The following is a 19,919-nucleotide window of genomic DNA, read 5'->3' on the forward strand; positions in this document are numbered from 1 at the left end:
CCCGGACGGGCCGTGCGGCCCGTCCGGGAGGCTCAGCGCAGGACGCGCCGCAGCAGCAGCGGGGCCGCCGCCGCCCAGGCCTGGATCGAACAGGAGTGCGGATACGGCACCGGGACCGGATGCTCGTCCCGGCCGAACCCGGCGAAGACCTCCGGCAGCCGGTACCGGTGGTGCGCGGCGGCGTCGAGCAGGCCCCGGGCGACCGTCTCCGCCTCGACGTGGAGGCCGTGACGGGCCAGCCCGGCGACCGCGATCGCGGTGTCGTGCGGCCAGACGCCCCCGGTGTGGTAGGAGACCGGGTGGTACGCGGGCTGGCCGGCGGCGACCGTCCGGATGCCCCACCCGGTGAAGAAGTCCGACTGGGTCAGCCGGCGACCGACCCGGGCCGCGCGGTCGTCGTCCAGCAGCCCGGTCCAGAGCACGTGGCCCGCGTTGGAGGCCAGCGCGTCGACCTGCCGGCCGTCCTCGGTCAGGGCGAGCGCCACGAAGTCGTCCCGGTCCAGCCAGAAGTCACGGACGAAGCGGGCGCGCAGGTCGGCGGCCGCCCGGTCCAGCCGGTCGGCGTAGGCGCGGTCGCCCCAGACCCGGTCGGCGATCTCGGCGGTGCCGCGCAGCGCGGCGTACGCGTAGGCCTGCACCTCGGCCACGGCCAGCTGGCCGTGGGCGGGCTCCCCGGAGCGGAAGCAGATGCCCCGGGCGGAGTCCTTCCAGCACTGGTGGACCAGGCCGGCGCCGTCCGTGCGGTACACCAGCCAGCCGGTCCGGTCCAGCCCACCGTGGTCGAACATCCAGGCGACCGCCGCGCGGGCCGGGGCCTCGAGTTCGGCGGCGAGCGCGTCGTCGCCGGTCTCGGCCAGCAACATCAGGAACAGCGGGGTAGCGTCCACGCTGCCGTAGTAGCGCGCGTAGGGGACGTGACCGAAGTGGCTCAGCTCGCCACGACGGCGTTCGTGCAGGATCTTGCCCGGTTCCTCCACCCGGGACGGGTCCACCGTCCGGCCCTGCGTCGCGGCGAGGGCGCGCAGGGTGCCGGCGGCGAGCCAGGGCGCGGCGGCGAGCGCGAAGCTGGCGGTGAGCAGACTGTCCCGGCCGAAGAGGGTCAGGAACCAGGGGGACCCGGCGGCGACGGTGAGCCCGCCGGTGTCGTCCGGGACCAGCAGCGTCGACAGGTCGGCGCTGCCTCGGGCGACCGCCTCGTCCAGCTCTGCGTCGCCGGTCGGCTCGACGACGATCGTCAGCGCGGGCGGCGGCGTGATGTCGGTTGCGCGCACCTCCACCGTGACGGCGAGGTCGCCGTGTGGGGGCAGTCGCAGCGTCCAGGTGACGCCCCCGTCCTCCGGGTCGGCCGGTGGCCCGGCGACGACCCGGACCGTCGTGGCCCGGTGGAAGTCCGCGCGCCGGTAGGTCAGGCGCGTCCCGTCGTCGGTGTGCTCGGTGGCCCGGAGCCCGGCCGGTCTCGGGTACTCCCGGTCGGTCCGCAGCTCGAACTGGTCGGCGAAGTCGGCGGCGAACCGGTACGACAGCGACAGCTCCGCCGTGTCGGGTCCGTGGTTGACGATCCTGACCCGTTCGGTGAGCCGGCCGTACCGGACGGTCTGCCGGCGGAAGACGGTGCAGGACGGGTCGGCGCCCCGCCGGGTCCACGGCGTCAGCACCAGTTCGTCGTCGGCCCCGGCGAGCAGTCGGGGCCGGGTGCCGTCGACGGTGAGTTCCCACCGCGACAGGTGCCGGGTGTCGTCGAGGAAGAGGCCGTACGTGTCGGTGTCGGGCACGTCCCCGGAGCCGTCGGTACGGAGCAGAGTGCCGTCGCCGAGCAGTTCGCGACGGGTCACGGCGCCGACCGCAGCAGGTCGAGGACGAGAGCCGCGGTCCAACTGAAGTCGGTCGCGCCCCGTCCTTCCCCGGTGAACGGGTGCACGTACTCGCGGAAGCCCGCCTGTTGGGCGGCGGTGAGGGTCACCTCGCGCAGCCGGTCGGCGTGGTCGAGTTCGCCGTGCCGGGTCAGGCCGTGCCAGACCAGCCAACTGGTGTTGAACCAGGCGGGTCCCCGCCAGTACCGGCTCGGGTCGAAGGCCGCGCCGGTCAGGTCGTAGCTGGGCAGCAGGGCGGTCTGACCAAGCCGGAAGTGCTCGCCCAGCGCGGACTTCACCAGGGCCGGGGCCACCGTCAGGTCAGGCACCACCAGCGGGGTGAGGCCGGCGATGGTGCGCTCCGGGCTGAGCCGGCGGGCGGGCACGTCGTAGGCGTGGCAGAGCTCGTCGGCGAAGAGCCGGTCGACGAGGGCCGCGCTGACCCGGGCGGCGGCCTCACGGTGCGGCAGCGGGTCCGCGCCGACCTCGGCGGCGATGTCGGCCAGCGCGGCCTCGGACGCGGCGAAGAGAGCGTTGACCATGGGGTCGAGCAGCACGAACTGCGCGTCGTCCAGCCGATCGGCGTAGCCGGAGTCCCGGTAGTCGGCGGCCAGCCGGACGTAGCGGCCGTAGTCGGTGTCGGTCGGGCGTTCGGCGGCCTGCACGTGGTGCAGGTCGCGGCGGCGGAACGCGTCGATGGGGGTCGGTTCCACCCGGCCCAGCGCGTCGTCCCAGCTGGGGCTGTTGTCCATGCCGGACTCCCAGGGGTGGACGATCGCGACGAGACCGTCCACGCCCCGGCGGTCGGCGAGGTAGCGGTGCCAGGCCACCAGCTTCGGGTACAGCCGGGACAGGAAGCCGCGCCGGCGGGCCTGCGCCGGGTCGGCCTGGAAGGTCAGCCACGCGGCGAGTGCGTGCACCGGTGGTTGGACCAGGCCGGAGGTGGCCACCGCCGGGCTCGCCGGGTGGGCGGGGGAACGCCAGAAGTCCGGCCCGGGAAAGTAGCCCTCGGGCGGGGCGGCCCGGTCGAAGACGATGTGCGGCACCCGGCCGTCGGCCCACTGCGCGCCGAAAAGGCTCTCCAGCTCGCGCTGGGCGCGCCGGGCCGACACGTGCCGCAGCCCGATCGCGACGAACGCCGAGTCCCAGCTCCACTGGTGCGGGTAGAGGGTCCGCGACGGCACCGTGTACGTGCCCGTCCAGTTGTCCAGGAGCACGCCCACCGCGGCGCGGTCGAGGGCGGCGAAGCCGGGGGGCGGCCAGACGGGGGTGTTCACCGTTGCCTGCGCAGGAAGGGCGGGACGGAGGCGACGGCCACGTCCGGCTCGCCCCGCAGGCGGCACTCCACCGCCAGGTAGCCCTGGTAGCCGGTGGCGTCGAGGGCGCCCAGCACGGCCGGCCAGTCGAGGTGGCCGGCGCCGGGCTGGAACCGGTTGGAGTCGCTGACCTGCACGTGCCCGAGGTAGCCGGCGGCGGCCCGTACGGCGGCGGCGGGATCGTCCTCCTCGATGTTCATGTGGTATGTGTCGGCGACCACCCGGACCGCGTCGATGCCGACCGTCTTGACCAGGTCGATCGCCTGGTCGAGCCGGTTGACCATGTGGTCCTCGTACCGGTTGAGGGGTTCGAGGTAGATCTCGACGCCCTCGGTGGCGGCGTGTGTGCCGAGTTCGGTCAGTCCCTCGAGGAGCACCTCCCGGTCGGCGGCCTCGTCACGGGGCGGCTCGAACGGGGGGAGCCGCCGGGAGAACATGCCGTACGACGCGGGGGTCATCGCCCCCCGACCGCCGATCTCGGCGATCACCGAGAGCTGGGACTTGAGCTGGTCGACGGCGTCGCGGCGCAGGTCGGGGTCGAAGGCGCCGAAGAAGTGCAGCATGTCGACGCAGACGGTCGGCATGACCACGCCGTTGGCCGCCGCCCGACGTAGCTCCGGCAGCCGGTCGCGGAACGCGAACCCGGCCTTGCCGCGCAGTTCGATCGCGTCGTAGCCAGCGGCGAGGGCGAACTCCCACTTCTGTTCGAGGGTGTCGCCGGGCAGCAACTGTTCCTGGCAGGCGATGCGCAGCGGGGTCGGCTCCGGGTCGGGACGGGGGCCGGACGTGGTGGGGTGGGACATCAGAACTCCAACATGACTTGCAGCGCCTCGGCCGGACGCTGGTCGAGCAGGTCGTAGGCTTCGGCGGCGCGTTCCGCCGGGACGACGTGGCTGACCAGGGTGCTCACGTCGAGGGTCTTGGCGGCGAGTTGGGCCAGGAAGACGTGCTGCAGGCGGTCCTGACTCCAGCGCGGCGCGAGGTGCGGGGGCACGCCGCCGATCTGCGAGCAGACGATCTGCACCCGGTTGTGGTGGAACTCCTCGCCCAGGCGCAGCCCGAGGCCGTCGCCCTGGTAGAAGCCGGAGGCGACGACCCGTCCGCCGACGGTGACGGACCGGACCGCCTCGTGCAGGGCCCGATAGGAGCCGCTGATGTCGATCGCCGCGTCGGCGCCGAGGCCACCGGTCCGGCTGCGGATCTCCTCGGCGGCGCCCTCCGGGGCCAGCGCGGCGTCCGCGCCGAAGGCCAGCGCCGACTCGCGGCGGGTCGGCAGCGCGTCGACGGCGACGACGGTGGCGCCGTTGAGGACGGCGAGCCGGGTGGTGAGCAGGCCGAGCACGCCCTGCCCGAAGATGGCGACGGTCTCGCCGAGGTGGACGTCGGCGGCGAGGACGGCGTTGAGGGCGATGGCCCCGACCCGGGCAAACGTGGCGGCCATCGGGTCCACGCCGGCCGGCACCTCGTGCCCGACGAGCCGCTCGGCGGGCAGGACCGCCTCGCTGCGGTGGCCCCAGATGCCCCAGACGTGGGTGCCGATCCCGGGCGTCCCGGCGGGCGCGTCGGCGCCGATCTCGACGACCTGGCCGACCTCGGAGTAGCCCCAGCCGGCGACCGGGTACTCCAGGCCACCGGCGCCCTCGGTGAAGAGCCGACGCTGCGGGTCCCAGACCCGGGTCAGGTAGGGGTTGGTGCCCCGGTAGGCGGTCAGCTCGGTGCCGGCCGAGATGCCCGAGTAGCGGGTCCTGACCCGCACGTGTCCGGGGGGCAGTGGCGTCGCCTCGCGGGATACCACCTCGACCCGTCGCGGCGCGGAGAACTGCACGACGACTTCCACTGACGCCTCCATGATTGCCGTGGTGCGGAGACCATAGTGGAACTTTCATCTGAAGTGTAGACAGGTTTTGACTTGTGTTCAGTCAGAAGTATTGCTGTGATGCCATCGACCTACCTCGCTCGTGCAAGGGAGCATCGATGCGAAGAACACCACCACCATCCGTACGGCGTTCCCCCGTCGCCAGCGCCCTGCTGGCGACGGTCGTGATCGGTACGTTCTCGCTGGCCGCCTGTGGCTCGGACGACTCGGCCGAGGACGGCACGCTCACCGTGTGGAGCCTGGAGAACCAGACCGACCGTGTCCAGGCCGCCCAGGCCGTCGCCGACCGGTTCACCGCCAAGAGCGGTGTCAAGGTCAAGATCGTGGCGACGGACGAGAACCAGTTCACCCAGCTCATCACCTCCGCCGCCGCTGCGGGCGACCTGCCCGACGTGGTCGGCGCGCTGCCGCTGTCCGCGGTGTGGCAGTTGTCGGCGAACGAGATCCTGGACACCGCCGCCGCCGACAGCGTGGTCAACGACCTCGGGGCGGACACCTTCTCCGCACGGGCCCTCGAGCTGACCCGTAACGACGGCAAGCAGCTCGCCGTGCCGTCCGACGCCTGGGCGCAGCTGCTGGTCTACCGCAAGGACCTCTTCGCCGCCGCTGGCCTGCCGACTCCGGACTCGTACGAGGCCATCGCGCAGGCCGCGCAGAAGCTCAACACGGGCGGGACGGCGGGCATCACCCTGGCCACCGTCGCCAACGACGCGTTCACCGCCCAGTCGGTGGAGTTCCTCGGCCTCGGCAACGGCTGCGAACTCGTGGACGACGCGGGCGCGGTGACCCTGAACTCCACGCCCTGCACCGAGACGTTCGGCCTCTACGGCGATCTGGCGCGGAAGTACTCCGTGCAGGGGGCGCAGGACGTCGACTCCACCCGGGCCACGTACTTCGCCGGCAAGGCGGCGATGGTCGTGTGGTCGTCGTTCATCCTCGACGAGATGGCCGGCCTGCGCAACGACGCCAAACCCAACTGCCCGCAGTGCCAGGCGGACCCGGCCTTCCTCGCCAAGAACAGCGGGTTCGTCACCGCGGTCAAGGGTCCCAGCGGCACCGAACCGGCCGGCTTCGGCGAGATCACCTCGTGGTCGATCCTGGCCGACGCGCAGCCGTCCGCGAAGGACTTCGTGAAGTTCATGATGGACGAGGGCTACGCCGACTGGCTGGGGGTCGCGCCGGAGGGCAAGATGCCGGCCCGCGCCGGCACGAAGGACAGCCCGCAGAAGTTCACCGAGGCGTGGAACGGCCTCACCGCCGGGGTGGACACCAAGAAGCCGCTCGGCGAGATCTACCCCGCCGACGTCATGCAGGCCCTGCGGACCAGCCCGGACACCATCCACCGGTGGGGCATCACCCAGGGGCAGGGCAAGCTGGTCGGCGCGACCCTCGGTGAGCTGCCCGTACCGAAGGCGATCAACGCCCTCGCCACCGGGCAGGTCGACGCCGCCGGGGCCTGCAAGCAGGCCGCCGACGCGGTGGAGTCGATCAAGACCTCGCTGAAGTAGCGATGACGACCGTCAAGTCCGCCGGGCCGGCGACGCCGCGCGAGCAGCGCCGTCGGCCCGGGCCGACGCTGAAGCAGCGGGAGAACCGCACCGGTCTGGCGTTCCTGAGCCCCACGCTGGTCGTGGTCCTGGTCGTCGTCGTGCTGCCCATCCTCTGGACCGTCATGCTGGCGTTCCAGGAGATCCGCCTGATCAACATCCGACGGGCGGGCATCTTCGGCGAGTACAGCCTGCGCAACTTCACCACCGTGCTGGAGTCGCCGGGATTCTGGCGCTCGCTGGGCACCACCCTGACGTTCACCATCGGCGCGACCGGGCTGTCCATCCTGCTGGGGCTGGTCGCGGCGCTCGCCCTGCGCCGGCCGTCGCGGGGACGCACGGTGGCCCGGGCCGCGATGCTGCTGCCCTACGTCGCGCCGGTGGTCGCGGTGACCTTCGTCTGGGAGGTCATGCTCAGCCCGCAGTTCGGCATCCTCAACGAGTGGGGCACCCGCTTCCTGGGCTGGGACCAGCCGGTGGCCTTCCTCAGCCAGCGGGAGTCGGAGCTGTTCGGCGTGCCCGTGCCGACCGCCCTGCTCACCGTGATCGTCTTCGAGGGGTGGCGCTACTTCCCGTTCGCCTTCCTCTTCCTGCTCGCCCGCCTCCAGGCGGTGCCGCCCGAACTGGAGGAGGCCGCCCGGATCGACGGGGCGACCCCGAGCCAGCGGTTCCGGTGGGTGCTGCTGCCGCAGCTCGGCCCGGTCATCGCGCTGCTCTCCGTGCTGCGTTTCATCATGACGTTCACCAAGTTCGACGACGTCTACCTGCTCACCGGCGGCGGGGCCGGCACCGACGTGGTCAGCGTACGGGTCTACGAGTTCCTGACCGCCCGCTTCGACATCGGTGCCGCAGCGGCCCAGGCGCTGGTCATCGCGGTGGTGCTGGTCGTCCTGCTCGCGGTGTACCTGAAGTTCTTCGCCGCGCGGATCGAGGAGGGGGAACGATGAACCGCGACGTCCTGGAGACCCGGATCTTCGGCTTCCTGCGCCGGGTGGTCATCGTCGGCCTGGTGCTGATAACCGTCTTCCCCTTCTACTACATGGTGCTGCTCTCCCTGCGCCCGATCGACCGGGTCATCCTCGATCCCGGCAAGCTCTGGGTGTCGGGGCAGGAACTGACCGTGGACACCTACCGGACGGTGCTGCGGTCCGTCGCCGACGGTGGGCAGGGCTTCCTCGCCCTGCTCGGCAACTCCGCGCTGGTGTCGCTGGCGACCGTCGCGGTGACGCTGCTGGTGGCCATCCCCGGCTCGTACGCGGTGAGCCGGCTGCGCTTCCTCGGCCGGCGGCAGGTCAGCGCGCTGTTCCTGGCGGTGTACCTGTTCCCCAGCATCCTGCTCGCCATCCCGCTCTTCGTGCTCTTCACCCGACTCGGGTTGCGCGGTTCGCTCGGCGGCCTGGTGCTGGTGTACATCGCGCAGACCATCCCCGTCTCGATCTACATGCTGCGCAGCTACTTCAGCACCATCCCGGACAGCCTGGAGGAGGCCGCCGCGATGGACGGCGCGAGCCGCTTCCAGACCATCCGGAAGGTGGTGCTGCCGCTGGCCGCCCCGGCCATCATGGCCAACGCCCTGTACATCTTCATGATCGCCTGGAACGAGTTCCTCTTCGCCCTGCTCTTCCTCGCCGAAAAGCGGGAGAGCTGGACGGTCTCGCTGGGCCTGGCCCAGCTCTCCGGTGGCATCGAGGTGTCGAAGACCGTCCTGATGGCCGGGTCCGTGGTGCTGACCCTGCCGATCGTGGCGCTCTTCTTCGCGGCCGAACGGATGCTCACCGAGGGGCTCACCACCGGCGCGGACAAGGGTTAGGAGGCGACATGCCCGGCACGTCCGCCGGTGACCTGCTCAAGCTGATCAAGTCCGGGCAGGCCCGGACCCGGGGCGAGCTGCAACGGGTGACCGGTCTGTCGCGGTCCACGGTCGGGACGCGGCTCGACCGCCTCCTGAGGGGCGGATACCTACGCGAGACCGGGGTCAACGAGTCCAGCGGTGGCCGGCCGTCGATCCGGCTGGAGTTCAACGACGAGCACGGGGTGGTCCTGGTCGCCGCCCTCGGGGCCGGCGACGCCCACCTCGCCGTGCTCGACCTGGCCGGACGCACGCTGGCCGAGGAGCGGGCCGACCCGCGCATCGCCGACGGGCCGGCGGCTGTCCTGGACTGGATCGGCGATCGCCACGACGCGTTGCTGACCGTCGCGGGCCGGCGCCCCGACGAGGTACGCGGCATCGGTCTCGGTGTTCCCGGCCCAGTGGACTTCGCCACCGGCCGGGTACGCCAGCCACCGATCATGCCCGGCTGGGACGACTACCCGATCGTCGAGCACCAGCGCCGCCGCTACCCGGTGCCGGTCCTGGTGGACAACGACGCCAACCTGATGGCGCTCGGCGAGCAGGTGGCGGTCCACCCGGACTGCCCGGCGCTGGTGCTGGTCAAGGTGGCGACCGGGATCGGCGCGGGGGTCGTGGTCGACGGCACGGTCTACCGGGGCATCGACGGCGGGGCGGGCGATCTCGGCCACATCCGGATGCACGGGTACGACACGTTCCGGTGCATGTGTGGCTCGTACGGCTGTCTGGCCGCCGTCGCCAGCGGTGGCGCGTTGGCCCAGCAGCTCACCGTGGCGGGTACGCCGACCGCCTCCAGCCGGGAGTTCCTCGACCGGGTCACGGCCGGCGACCCGGACGCCCGACGACTGGCCCGCACCGCCGGCCAGCGGGTGGGCGAGGTCCTGGCCACCGTGGTGTGCCTGCTGAACCCGGGGGTGCTGGTGATCGCCGGCGACCTCGCCGAGACGCACTTCGTGGCCGGCGTCCGCGAGCTGTTGTACCAGCGTGCGCTGCCCCGTGCGACGCAGCGCCTCACGGTGACCACCAGTCGGCTCGGCGAGCGGGCCGGGATCGTCGGCGCGCACGCCATGGTGATCGGCAACGTGTACGCCCCCGAAGCCGTCAACCGCCAACTCAGCGAGGCCAGTGCCGCCCCGGGGAGACGCCGGTGACGCCCCCGCCGGTCCGGGTGGGGCTCGTCGGTGCCGGGACGTGGGCGGCCCGGATGCACGCGCCCATGCTCGCGGCCGGTCCGGAAACCGTCCTCGCCGGCGTCTGGTCCCGACGGGGTGACGCCGCCGAGGCGCTGGCCGCCGCGTACCGGGCACCCGCCGCGCCGACCTTCGCCGACCTGCTGCAACGCTGCGACGCGGTGGCCTTCGCGGTGCCCCCGGACATCCAGGCGACGCTGGCCGTCGAGGCGGCCCGCGCGGGCCGGGCGGTGCTGCTGGAGAAGCCGATCGCCCTCGACCTGGACGCCGCCCGGCGACTGGCCGATGCCGTCGGCGAGTCCGGGGTGGTCTCCCAGGTGGTGTTCACCAAGCGATACCACGCCCGCACCCGCGCCTTCCTCGCCGCCGCCGGCGGTTTCGCCGCCGACGGCGCGCGGGCCTGCTACCTGCACGGCGGTTTCCTCGGCGGGCCCTTCGCGACCGGTTGGCGGCTCACCCACGGGGCGCTGTTCGACCTGGGACCGCACCTGCTCGACCTGCTCGACGCCGCGCTCGGCCCGATCGTCGACGTGCGCGCCGCCGGTCGCCGGTCTCGGTGGACGGAACTGACCTGCACGCACCGCTCCGGCGCGGTGAGCCAGGCTTCGGTGTCCGGCAGCGTGGCCGTGCCGAGGGTGGTGACCACCGTCGAGCTTTTCGGGGCGGACGGCACGTTGGCGTACGACACCGCCGGCATGGACCACGACGAGTGCTGGCCGGTGGTCCGCGCGGAGTTCGCCGCCGCCGTCCGTGCCGGACGGCCGCATCCGCTCGACGTGCACCGGGGGCTGATGATCCAGGAACTCCTGGCGCGGGCGGCGGCGGACCCGGCCCTATGCGACTGAGCCACGCCGCCCGCGTCGGTCAGACGTCGCCGGTGGGATCCGGCCGGTGCGCGGTGCCGGCCGGGGTGCCGTAGACCCGGCGCAGCGTGGCCGCCACCTCGGCGAGCACGGGCGCGGGCACCCGCTCGCCCCGGGTCGGGTCGAACATCCGGCCCAGCAGGTCGGCGCTCCCCTGCTGCAACTCCCGGCCGAGCAGACGCCGTTCCCGCCGGAGGCGGTAGCGACGGCTGCCCATCGCGAGCAGCGCGGCCACCACGGTCCCGACCAGCATGGCGACGCCCCCGAGGCGGCCCGCTGTCGGGGGCTGGGTCACCAGGCGCCAGGCGATCACGGCCAGGGCGGGGAGCGGGGCTGCGACCACCGCGACGGCCAGGACAGCCAGCCATCGGCGTTCCCGCCGCCAGGCGTCGCGCCAGCCGCCGTCGGTGGCGGTGGCGAGACGCTCACCGAGCCGGTTGGCCCTGAGGAGGGCGACCCGGTGCGCATCGAGGGACCGCAGGTCCGGCGGAGAGCGGTGGGCGAGCGCCTTCGTGGCCTCGGCGATCACTCTCCGGTTGCGGACCTGCGCCGCAGGGCGCTGGTAGGAGCCGGCGGCATGGCGGGAGTAGTACCAGCCGGTCACGCCGAGTCCGAAGGCCAGCATGACCGCGCCGAGCAGGGTCCGTCCGCCGTCGGCGTCGCTGAGCAGATTGATCCCGTACGAGAGCAGGATCCCACCGTAGACGGTGGCCAGGGGGATCGCCGCCACGGTGATCCACCGCTCGTGCGGGATGGCGTGCCAACGGCGTTCCACCCGGCGCAGCAACGGCAGTTGGGCCAGCCAGGTGCCCAGTTCCCAGAGGCACATCATCATGGCGAGCAGGAACGCCACGACAGCGAGCACCACCAGTGCCAGGAGGATCGCCACCACCGCCCTTCCAGGTGCAGGTCCACTGTAGCCGGTGGCCCCTACCAGGTCAGCGCGCCGAGCCGGTGGTCGGATGGCGATGACGGCGGCGACGGAACCAACCCTGCGGGACCGAGCCGGGGCCCACCAAGAATGGGGGCGATCGGTGGCCCCGACATCGGCGAGGATGGCGCCCATGGAAAGCCAGACGAGGATGTCTCAATGAGCGACACACCGCAGCTCGGCCCCGTGCCCCAGCGCATCGCCGTTGACGCGGAACAGGTGCGTCGGCTCGTCGCCGACCAGTTCCCTCAGTGGGCCGACCTCCCGGTTCAGCCCGTCGCCAACGGTGGCTGGGACAACTGGACTTTCCACCTCGGCTCCCACCTGTCGGTGCGTCTGCCCAGCGCAGCCGAGTACGCCCTGGCGGTCGACAAGGAACACCGGTGGCTTCCGACACTCGCCCCCCGACTCCCGCTGCCCATCCCTGTCCCACTGGCGAAAGGCGAGCCCGGCGCCGGCTATCCCTACCCGTGGTCGATCTACCAATGGCTCGACGGCGAACCCGCGAGCGCGGATCGCATCGTCGACCCCGTCCGGTTCGCGGTCGACCTGGCCGGATTCCTGGCAGCCCTACAGAGCGTCGATACCACTGACGGTCCCCGCCCAGGACAGCACAACTGGTTCCGGGGCGGCACGCTCCGGACCTACGCAGAAAACGCGCAGCGCGCGCTCACGGCACTGGACGGCCACGTGGACGTCGACCTGGCCGGCGAGATCTGGACAAGCGCACTGGACGCACGCTGGGACGGTGTGGAGAGCTGGTTCCACGGCGACGTCAGCCCGGGAAATCTCCTGCTCGACGACGTGAAGTTGGCGGCCGTCATCGACTTCGGCACATGCGGCGTCGGCGATCCGGCCTGTGACCTGGCGATCGCGTGGACGTTGCTGACCGCCGACGACCGGCAGGCGTTCCGGGAGCGACTGGCCGTCGACGAGGCGACCTGGGCGCGCGGACGCGGCTGGGCCCTCTGGAAGACGCTTGTCACCACTGCCCAGACCTTGCGCGATGCCGACACGCCGGCCGTGAGCGTGCTGCGCGTCCTCGACGAGATCTTCTCCGAGTACACGGCCGGCGCCGTCACCAACCCCCAGCCATGAGCAGCCACGGCCCGCCGCCCGGGTGAGCTACGAGGACGATCCCAGGTCGACCACGCGGGTGGCCCAACGGGCCATCAGGGCCGGGTCGTGGGTGATGACCAGGACGCCGGTGCCGTGCTCGCGCTGGTGGTCGGCGATGACGGCGGCGAGGTGGGCCTGGGTGGAGGCGTCGAGCATGGCGGTGGCCTCGTCGCAGAGCAGGTAGTCCGGACGGTGCACCAGGGCGCGGGCGAGGCAGGCGCGTTGCAGTTGCCCGTCGCTGACCGCGTGCGGGCGGCGGGTGAGCAGGTCCGGGGTGAGTCCGACCAGGTCGGCCAGTTCTGCCGCCCGCTCCCGGGCCGGTTCGGGCGGGGTGCCGGTGGCGCGCAGGGGTTCGGCGATGACGTCGGTGAGGCTCAGTCGGGGGTCCGTCGCCGCGCGGGGGCTCTGGAAGAGCACCGCTACCCGGGTCCGGACGGCCGGGGGTAGCCGGTGGCGGGCCCCGACGACCGGGTGGCCGTCGAGGGTGACCTGCCCGGCGTCGGGGGCGTGCAGCAGGGCGAGGACCCGGGCGAGGGTGGACTTGCCGCTGCCGGAGGGGCCGCGCAGCCCGACCGTCTCCCCGGGGGCGACGTGCAGGTCGACCCGGTCGAGGACGCGCTGCCGGCCGTAGGAGACAGTGACCTGGTGGGCGGCGAGCCCGGTGGGGGTCATGCGGTCGCTCCGGCGGGCAGCGGGTGGTGGCAGGCGACCCGGCCGGGGCCGGTCACCGGCCCGGTGGCGGGCGGGGTGGCGCAGGTGGCGGTGGCGTGGCCGCAGCGTGGGGCGAACGCGCAGCCGGCGGGGAGGTCGGTGAGCATCGGCGGGTGGCCGGGAACGGGCCGGAAGGCGCGGTCGGGCAGGGCGTCGAGGAGACCGGCCGTGTAGGGGTGGGCGGGGGTGGCGAAGAGCGCCTCGGTGGGCCGGTGCTCGACGATGCGGCTGGCGTACATCACGGCGACGGTGTCGGCGACGCGGCGGGCGGCGGCGAGGTCGTGGGTGATGAGCAGGACGGCGGCACCGGTGTCGCAGCGGCGGCGCAGCAGGTCGAGGGTGTGGTCGACCAGGGGGCGGTCGAGGCCGGTGGTGGGTTCGTCGGCCAGCAGCAGCGGCGGGTCGGGGGCGAGCGCGAGCGCGGTGGCCAGGCGTTGGGCCATGCCGCCGGAGAGTTCGTGCGGGTAGCGGTCGAGGTCGTCCGGGCGTAGGCCGACGTCGGCGGCCACCCGGTCGGCGGCGGCGGGCGCGTCGCGCCGGGTGTGGCCGTGGGCGCGCAGGGTCTCCACCAGCAACTGCCGGCCCGTACGCACCGGAGTGAGCGCGGTGGCGGGGCTCTGCGGCACCAGGCCGACGGCCCGGCCCCGTACGGTGCGGGCGAGGCGACGCTCGGAGCAGTCGACCAGGTCGACCGGGTCCCCGCCGGGCGGGCTCAGTCGGGCCCGGCCGGTGACGGTGGCGTTGCCGGGCAGCAGGCCCAGCAGGGCGTGGGCGAGCACGGACTTGCCGCACCCGGACTCCCCCACCACGGCGAGCAGTTCGCCCGGGTGGACGGTCAGGCTCAGGTCGGTGACGGCGTGCACCACGGCGTCCCGGAGCCGGAAGCGGACGGTCAGCCCGTCGACCTCCAGCAGGGCGGGTTCCCCCGCGCCGGTGCGCGGGACGCCGGTCCCGCTCGCCACGCCAGCGGGGGCGGCGGTGTCACGGATGGCGGTCACAAGCTCAGCTCCGCTCGTACCCGGGGGTCGAGGCGGTCACGCCACCAGCCGGTGAGGGCAGCCAGGGCCAGCGTGACGACCACGAGGAGCAGGCCGGGCACGAGGCTGGCCCACCAGGCGCCGGTGAGCAGGGACCGCTGACCATCGTTGATCATGTTGCCGAGGGAGGCCAGGTGCGGGGGCAGGCCCAGGCCGAGGAAGGACAGGGCGGTCTCGTGCCAGACGGCGTGCGGCACCATCAGCGTGGTCGCCAGCGCCAGCCGGGGCAGCACGTGCGGCAGCAGGTGCCGGGTGAGCACCCGGGTCCGGCTGGCCCCGCCGGAGACGGCGGCGTCGATGAACGGCCGGGTCCGCAGGCTGAGCAGTTCGGAGCGGACGATCCGGGCGGTGGAGAGCCAGTGGGTCAGCCCGACGGAGAGGATCACCGCGCCGAGGCTGGGCCGCAGCATCGCCACGACGAAGATACCCAGCAGCAGGTGCGGCAGCGCGGCGACGGTGTCGACGATCCGCATCAGCACCCGGTCGACCCAGCCGCCGATGCTGCCCGCGACCGCGCCGACGAGACCGCCGATGACGGTGGCGACCAGCGCGGCGACCGCGCCGACGAGCAGTGAGACGCGCAGGCCGTAGAGGCTGCGGTGGAGCACGTCGCGGCCCAGGTCGTCGGTGCCGGCCAGGTGCGCGGGCGAGGGCGCGATCCGGGTACGGGACAGGTCCACCGCGCTCTGGTCCAGCGGCCAGAGGGCGGGGGCGAGCAGCACGGCGAGGACCGTGACGGCCAGGACGGTGGCGGCGACGAGCACCCCGACGCGTCCCGGGCCGGGCCACCGGAGTCGGACGGTGCGGATCCGCAGGGCGAGGTCAGTCATCGAGGCGTACCCGGGGGTCGGCGGCGGCGTAGGCGAGGTCGGTGGCCAGGTTCGCGGCCAGCACCACGACGGTGGTGGTCAGGGTGATCGCGGCCAACAGCGGGAAGTCGCTGCCGAGGGCGGCCTGCACGGTGACCGCACCCAGGCCGGGCAGGGAGAACACGGTCTCCACCAGCACCGCCCCGCCGACGATCTCCGGCAGGTGGGTGCCGATCAGGGTGAGGAACGGCAGCAGCGCGGTACGCAGCGCGTGGCCGAACAGCACCGTCCGGCCGGGCAGACCCCGGGCCTTGGCGGCGAGCACGTGGTCGTCGCGGAGGCTGTCGGCCACCGCGTCCCGGATGAACAGCACGAACCACGGCGCCTGCGACAGGGCCAGCACCGTCACCGGCAGGACCAGGTGCACCGCCACGTCGGCGGGGTTCGTGCGGGTGGCGGTGATGTCGGTGAGGCCGCCGGCGGGCAGCCAGCCGAGGGTGAGCGCGAAGAGGGCGATCGCGGCCAGCCCGATCCAGAACACCGGCATGGACTGCACCGCGTACGCGGTGGCACGCAGGGACTGGTCGAACCATCCGCCGCGCCGGTACGCGGCGAGGGTGCCCAGCAGCAGGCTCGCCACCAGGACGAGGGCGAGGGCGGTGCCGACGAGCAGCAGGGTCCAGCCGGCGCGGGCGGCGAGCACCGAGGCGACCGGTTCGTGGCGGCTGGTCGACCAGCCCAGGTCGCCCCGGAGCAGGTTGCCCACCCAGCGGGCGTACTGCACCGGCAGCGGGTCGTCGACGCCCCAGTTGGCGCGGATCTGGGCGAGGTTCTCCTCGCTGCTGGTGAAGGCGGCGGCGCCCGCGTACTGCTGGGCGGGGTCGATCGGCGAGGCCGCGCCGAGGACGAACATGCCGGCGCTGGTGGCGGCGAGGATCGGCACGGCGACCAGCAGCCGACGGCGGACGACCGTGCCGGCCCCCGCCAGCCGGCTTCGACGGGTGGCGGTCTTCACCGGGGCGGTCACGACGACTTCGTCCAGGTGTGGATGTTCCACCAGATGCTGTTGGCCACGTCGTGCTCGTGTGGCTCCACCCGGGGCGTCACGCCGGTGACCCCGTCCCGGACCACGTAGGTGTGCTGGAGGTAGGTCAGGAACACCCAGGGCAGGTCGGTGGCGAGCTGCTTCTGGAAGGTGGCGTACGCGGCCTTCCGGGCCGCCGGGTCGGCGTTGGCCCGGCCGTCCCGCAGCGCCTGGTCGACCATGTCGGAGCGGTAGGAGCCGGGGTTGAAGAAGCCCTGGCCGGCGAAGGTCGAGGTGAACAGCTTGAAGGTGACGAAGTCCGGGTCGTACGGGGTGCCGAAGCCCATGACCACCGCGTCGCTGGCCATCCGTGGGGTGATCGCGTCCCAGGTCAGCCCCTCGGGAGTGATCTTGATGCCGACCTTCCGCGCGTCGGCGGTGACCGCGAGGGCGAGTTCCTTGCGCAGGCTGTCGGTGGCCGGGTACATCAGCGCGAAGGCCGCCGGGCGACCATCCTTGACCCGGACGCCGTCCGGGCCGGGCCGCCAGCCGGCCGCGTCGAGGGCGGCGGTGGCGGCGGCCTGGTCGGCGGTCGGCTTGCCGACGATCGCGGGCTCGGCGAACTCCGACGACGGCGGCACCGGCCCGAAGGCGGGCTCCCCCGCCCCGCCGAGCACACCAGTCACCATCGCCGCGCGGTCCACCGCCGCGTTGAGCGCCCGCCGTACGGCCGGGTCCCCGGTGACCGGATTGCCCATCGGCAGCACGACGCCCCGGTAGTCGGCGGTGGGCACCTTGAACACCCGGTAGCCGTCGCGCTCGTCGAACCCGGTGGCCAGCTTCGGCGCCAACTCCGCCGCGTCGAACTCCCCCGCCCGCGTCCGCTGGGCACGGACGTTGTCGTCGGGGACGAACGCCACCACCACGCCCGGGTTGGCGGGCTTGCCGCCCCAGTACCGGTCGTTGGCGGCGAGCACGAGTCGGTCACCGGGAGTCCACGAGGTCACCCGGTACGGGCCGGTGCCCACCGGCTGGCGGTTGAACGCGGCCTTGTTGACGTCCTGCCCGGCCAGCGCCTTCGCCGGCACGATGCCCAGCGTCAGCCGTTGCAGGAACGGCGTGTAGGCGTGCCGGAGGGTGAACACCACGGTCGCCGGGTCGGGCGCGGTGACGGAGGCGAGCATGTCCAGATCGGAGCGGAGCGTCGAGTCGACCTTCGGGTCCAGCACAGTCTGGTAGGTGAAGACCACGTCCTGCGCGGTGAGCGGGCTGCCGTCGTGGAAGAGGACCCCGTCGCGCAGCTTCGCGGTCACCGTCTTCCCGTCCGCCGACACGGTGGGCAGCTCGCGGGCCAGGGCCGGCACGAGCTGGTTGCGGTCGTCCCGGGCGACCAGGCCGTCGAAGATCAGCGAGGCGCCGTCGACCCCGTAGTTCAGCACCGGGTTCAGCGTCGTCGGCTCAGCCGCCGTCGCCACCACGAGGGTGCCGCCGCCGACGCCCGGCGACGTGGCCGTCGGGGCCGAACAGCCGGCCAGGGCCAGTACGCCGACGACGGCCGCCGCCACCCACCGGGCTGGCCCGGCCGGCCACCGGCCTGAAGGGGTACCCATGACACGCTCCCACCGTTGCTCGACCGGTACGACTGCGTCGGCCCGGAACGGCCCCGCCATCCCGGGGCACCATGCGACCCACGCAGAGGCCATCCTCACGTAGTTGCCAAAACTTGGCAATAGCGGCCCAGGGGGCGGAGCGTCATGATGATCACAATCTCCCGTCCCGCCCCTGACCTGCACATCCAGGGCACACGGTGATCGGATGGCGGCCGATCCCTTGCCCCGCCGGGTCGCGGGTGGATAGCCTCTCGCCGTCAAGGTGCTCGGGAAGCCGGTGGAAGACCGGCGCGGCCCTCGCCACTGTGACCGGGGAGTGACCTCCGACTTGCGCCACTGGGCCGACGGCCTGGGAAGGCCGGGGGGAGCATCGATCCGGGAGCCAGGAGACCGGCCTTGACAGTGATCTCGTCCACGAGGTGTTGGAGAGGAAGGTCTCCCATGCACATTGCCGAGGGGTATCTACCCCCGGTGCAGGCCGCGGCGTGGTTCGTGGTGTCCGCACCCTTCGTCGTCCACGGCAGCCGGGCCCTGGTCCAGCAGGTCCGCCGGGATCCCGAAGCCAAGTTGTTGCTGGGAGCGGCGGGTGCCTTCACCTTCGCGCTCTCGGCGTTGAAGATCCCGTCGGTCACCGGATCGTCGTCCCACCCCACCGGCACCGGCCTCGGCGCGGTGCTGTTCCGGCCGCCGGTGATGAGCGTCCTCGGCAGCATCGTCCTGCTGTTCCAGGCGCTCCTGCTGGCCCACGGCGGGCTGAGCACGCTCGGTGCCAACGTCTTCTCGATGGCCATCGTCGGCCCGTGGGTGGCCTACGGCGCCTACCTGCTGGCCCGCCGGCTCGGCGGCGGGCTCGACGTGGCGGTGTTCCTCGCCGCCACGCTGGGCGGCCTGGCGACCTACTGCGTCACCAGCGTGCAGCTCGCCCTCGCGTTCCCCGACCCGGCGTCCGGCTTCCTCGGCGCGGTGGCGAAGTTCGGCGGCATCTTCGCCGTCACCCAGATCCCCCTGGCGATCGGCGAGGGGCTGCTGTCGGTACTGGTGGTGCGGCTGCTGACCCGGGTCAGCGGCGACGAGCTGCGCCGCCTCGGCGTGCTGCGCAAGACCGAGGAGGTGCCGGCGTGAAGCGCTTCGGACGGGTGAACCTGCTCCTGCTGCTGGCGGTGGTCGCGCTGGCGGTCGCCCCACTGGCCCTCGGGCTCGGCGATTCACACGAGGAGCCGTTCGCCGGGGCGGACGCCCAGGCCGAGGCGGCCATCGTCACCGACCACCCGGACTACGAACCGTGGTTCTCCGCCATCTACGAGCCGCCCTCCGGTGAGATCGAGTCGGGACTGTTCGCCCTCCAGGCGGCGGTCGGGGCCGGCTTCCTCGGCTACTACTTCGGGGTCGCCCGCACCCGGCAACGGTTGCGCGACACCGACCGCACCGCCGGCTAGTGTTCGCCATCGACGTCGCCGCGCACACCGGCCCCTGGCGACTGCGGCACCCGGGCGAGAAGGCACTGCTGGCCCTGGGCCTGCTGGGCTGCGCGGTGGCGCTGCCCCCGTGGCCGGGAGCCGCGTTGGCGGGCACCGCCGCCGCGCTGCTGCTGGTCGGTCCGGCCCGGGTCCCGCTGCCGGTGCTGCTGCGGGCCGCCCGGGTGCCGGCGCTGTTCATCGCCACCTCCGCGCTGCCGCTGCTGGTGTCCGTGCACTCCCCGACCCGGCTGGGCTGGAATCCGGCCGGGGCCGAGGCGGCGGCGACGACCACCGGCCGGGCGGTGGCGGGCCTGCTGTGCGTGCTGCTGTTCAGTGCCACCACTCCCCTGTCGGACGTCCTGCCGAGGCTGGTCCGGCTCGGGGTGCCGGCGGCGGTCACCGAGGTCGCCGCGCTGACGTACCGGATGCTCTTCCTGCTGGTCGACAGCGTGCGCGCGGTACGGGAGGCGCAGGCGGCACGGTTGGGCCACCGGACCTGGCGCACCACGTACCGCTCCCTGACCGGGCAGGCGGGGGCGATCTTCGTCCGCGCCTTCACCCGGGCCCGCCGCCTCGAGGAGGGGCTGGCGGTACGCGGCTACACCGGTTCCCTCGCCGTGCAGGTGGAGGACCGGCGGGTGTCGCCGACCTTCGTGGTCGCCACCGTCGCGCTCCTGGCGGCGATCGTGGCGACGACGACCGTCTCGGGTGCGTCGTGGCGGTGACCGGA

The 19,919-nt window shown here is 73.1% G+C and carries 19 protein-coding genes and 1 riboswitch; of the genes, 9 read left to right on the forward strand and 10 right to left on the reverse strand.

What is annotated here, in order from left to right:
* Nucleotides 1–32: 32 nt before the first annotated feature.
* From GA0074692_RS09725 to GA0074692_RS09740, 4 genes are read right to left on the reverse strand one after another with little or no spacing between them, the layout of a single operon-like run.
* On the reverse strand, nucleotides 33–1,832 hold the full coding sequence (locus GA0074692_RS09725; RefSeq protein WP_091642084.1) for an amylo-alpha-1,6-glucosidase: 1,800 nt from the start codon (nucleotides 1,830–1,832) through the stop codon (nucleotides 33–35).
* The gene (locus GA0074692_RS09730) at nucleotides 1,829–3,127 is read right to left on the reverse strand and encodes an MGH1-like glycoside hydrolase domain-containing protein (protein ID WP_091642088.1); all 1,299 of its coding nucleotides are present in this window, start codon (nucleotides 3,125–3,127) and stop codon (nucleotides 1,829–1,831) included. The genes GA0074692_RS09725 and GA0074692_RS09730 overlap by 4 nt, the downstream gene beginning before the upstream one ends.
* Nucleotides 3,124–3,969, reverse strand: coding sequence for a sugar phosphate isomerase/epimerase family protein (locus GA0074692_RS09735; protein ID WP_091642092.1), 846 nt, complete (start codon nucleotides 3,967–3,969; stop codon nucleotides 3,124–3,126). Before GA0074692_RS09735 ends, GA0074692_RS09730 begins: the two co-directional genes overlap by 4 nt.
* The gene (locus tag GA0074692_RS09740) at nucleotides 3,969–5,003 is read right to left on the reverse strand and encodes a zinc-dependent alcohol dehydrogenase (protein ID WP_176738366.1); all 1,035 of its coding nucleotides are present in this window, start codon (nucleotides 5,001–5,003) and stop codon (nucleotides 3,969–3,971) included. Before GA0074692_RS09740 ends, GA0074692_RS09735 begins: the two co-directional genes overlap by 1 nt.
* A 137-nt stretch (nucleotides 5,004–5,140) precedes the next feature.
* Between GA0074692_RS09740 and GA0074692_RS09745 the strand changes: the two genes are divergently transcribed.
* Genes GA0074692_RS09745 through GA0074692_RS09765 form a run of 5 tightly spaced genes read left to right on the forward strand, consistent with a single transcriptional unit; the run spans nucleotide 5,141 to nucleotide 10,473 of the window.
* Nucleotides 5,141–6,550, forward strand: a complete 1,410-nt coding sequence (locus GA0074692_RS09745) for an ABC transporter substrate-binding protein (RefSeq protein ID WP_091642100.1) — start codon at nucleotides 5,141–5,143, stop codon at nucleotides 6,548–6,550.
* 2 nt (nucleotides 6,551–6,552) lie between these two features.
* Entirely contained in the window at nucleotides 6,553–7,536 is a 984-nt protein-coding gene (locus GA0074692_RS09750; protein WP_091642103.1) for a carbohydrate ABC transporter permease, read from the forward strand.
* A complete protein-coding gene (locus tag GA0074692_RS09755) occupies nucleotides 7,533–8,399 on the forward strand; it encodes a carbohydrate ABC transporter permease (RefSeq protein WP_091642106.1) in 867 nt (288 codons plus the stop codon). The genes GA0074692_RS09750 and GA0074692_RS09755 overlap by 4 nt, the downstream gene beginning before the upstream one ends.
* 8 nt (nucleotides 8,400–8,407) lie before the next feature.
* The gene (locus GA0074692_RS09760; protein WP_091642109.1) at nucleotides 8,408–9,589 is read left to right on the forward strand and encodes an ROK family transcriptional regulator; all 1,182 of its coding nucleotides are present in this window, start codon (nucleotides 8,408–8,410) and stop codon (nucleotides 9,587–9,589) included.
* Nucleotides 9,586–10,473 carry a Gfo/Idh/MocA family protein gene (locus GA0074692_RS09765; protein WP_218106610.1) on the forward strand — a complete coding sequence of 296 codons (888 nt, stop codon included), beginning with the start codon at nucleotides 9,586–9,588 and terminating at the stop codon, nucleotides 10,471–10,473. Before GA0074692_RS09760 ends, GA0074692_RS09765 begins: the two co-directional genes overlap by 4 nt.
* Before the next feature lie 19 nt (nucleotides 10,474–10,492).
* Here the strand turns inward: GA0074692_RS09765 and GA0074692_RS09770 are convergent, their stop codons facing one another.
* Nucleotides 10,493–11,380 (reverse strand): hypothetical protein, encoded by an 888-nt coding sequence (locus GA0074692_RS09770; RefSeq protein ID WP_141725213.1) that lies wholly within the window; start codon nucleotides 11,378–11,380, stop codon nucleotides 10,493–10,495.
* Between the two features lie 132 nt (nucleotides 11,381–11,512).
* Here GA0074692_RS09770 and GA0074692_RS09775 point away from each other — a divergent pair, with 132 nt between their 5' ends.
* The gene (locus tag GA0074692_RS09775) at nucleotides 11,513–12,520 is read left to right on the forward strand and encodes an aminoglycoside phosphotransferase family protein (RefSeq protein WP_425413327.1); all 1,008 of its coding nucleotides are present in this window, start codon (nucleotides 11,513–11,515) and stop codon (nucleotides 12,518–12,520) included.
* Nucleotides 12,521–12,547: 27 nt separating this feature from the next.
* On the opposite strand, the gene GA0074692_RS09780 is transcribed toward GA0074692_RS09775, so the two are convergent.
* From GA0074692_RS09780 to GA0074692_RS09800, 5 genes are read right to left on the reverse strand one after another with little or no spacing between them, the layout of a single operon-like run.
* The gene (locus GA0074692_RS09780; RefSeq protein WP_091642118.1) at nucleotides 12,548–13,213 is read right to left on the reverse strand and encodes an ABC transporter ATP-binding protein; all 666 of its coding nucleotides are present in this window, start codon (nucleotides 13,211–13,213) and stop codon (nucleotides 12,548–12,550) included.
* Nucleotides 13,210–14,250: an ABC transporter ATP-binding protein gene (locus tag GA0074692_RS09785; RefSeq protein ID WP_245730254.1), complete on the reverse strand. Its 1,041-nt coding sequence runs from the start codon at nucleotides 14,248–14,250 to the stop codon at nucleotides 13,210–13,212. Before GA0074692_RS09785 ends, GA0074692_RS09780 begins: the two co-directional genes overlap by 4 nt.
* Nucleotides 14,247–15,119, reverse strand: coding sequence for an ABC transporter permease (locus GA0074692_RS09790; protein WP_091642122.1), 873 nt, complete (start codon nucleotides 15,117–15,119; stop codon nucleotides 14,247–14,249). The genes GA0074692_RS09785 and GA0074692_RS09790 overlap by 4 nt, the downstream gene beginning before the upstream one ends.
* Complete coding sequence (locus GA0074692_RS09795; protein ID WP_091642126.1) at nucleotides 15,112–16,125, reverse strand: ABC transporter permease; 1,014 nt, start codon at nucleotides 16,123–16,125, stop codon at nucleotides 15,112–15,114. Before GA0074692_RS09795 ends, GA0074692_RS09790 begins: the two co-directional genes overlap by 8 nt.
* Nucleotides 16,122–17,732 carry an ABC transporter substrate-binding protein gene (locus tag GA0074692_RS09800; protein WP_091653127.1) on the reverse strand — a complete coding sequence of 537 codons (1,611 nt, stop codon included), beginning with the start codon at nucleotides 17,730–17,732 and terminating at the stop codon, nucleotides 16,122–16,124. The genes GA0074692_RS09795 and GA0074692_RS09800 overlap by 4 nt, the downstream gene beginning before the upstream one ends.
* Nucleotides 17,733–17,975: 243 nt before the next feature.
* A riboswitch (cobalamin riboswitch) is annotated at nucleotides 17,976–18,145 on the forward strand.
* Between the two features lie 28 nt (nucleotides 18,146–18,173).
* Between GA0074692_RS09800 and GA0074692_RS09805 the strand changes: the two genes are divergently transcribed.
* The 3 genes from GA0074692_RS09805 to cbiQ are packed head-to-tail and all read left to right on the forward strand — an operon-like array spanning nucleotide 18,174 to nucleotide 19,914.
* The gene (locus tag GA0074692_RS09805; RefSeq protein ID WP_091642129.1) at nucleotides 18,174–18,854 is read left to right on the forward strand and encodes an energy-coupling factor ABC transporter permease; all 681 of its coding nucleotides are present in this window, start codon (nucleotides 18,174–18,176) and stop codon (nucleotides 18,852–18,854) included.
* Nucleotides 18,851–19,168: an energy-coupling factor ABC transporter substrate-binding protein gene (locus GA0074692_RS09810; RefSeq protein WP_091642132.1), complete on the forward strand. Its 318-nt coding sequence runs from the start codon at nucleotides 18,851–18,853 to the stop codon at nucleotides 19,166–19,168. Before GA0074692_RS09805 ends, GA0074692_RS09810 begins: the two co-directional genes overlap by 4 nt.
* Nucleotides 19,168–19,914 (forward strand): cobalt ECF transporter T component CbiQ, encoded by a 747-nt coding sequence (gene cbiQ / locus GA0074692_RS09815; protein ID WP_091642136.1) that lies wholly within the window; start codon nucleotides 19,168–19,170, stop codon nucleotides 19,912–19,914. The genes GA0074692_RS09810 and cbiQ overlap by 1 nt, the downstream gene beginning before the upstream one ends.
* The last annotated feature ends 5 nt before the right edge of the window (nucleotides 19,915–19,919 follow it).

Source organism: Micromonospora pallida, assembly GCF_900090325.1.
GTDB lineage: Bacteria > Actinomycetota > Actinomycetes > Mycobacteriales > Micromonosporaceae > Micromonospora > Micromonospora pallida.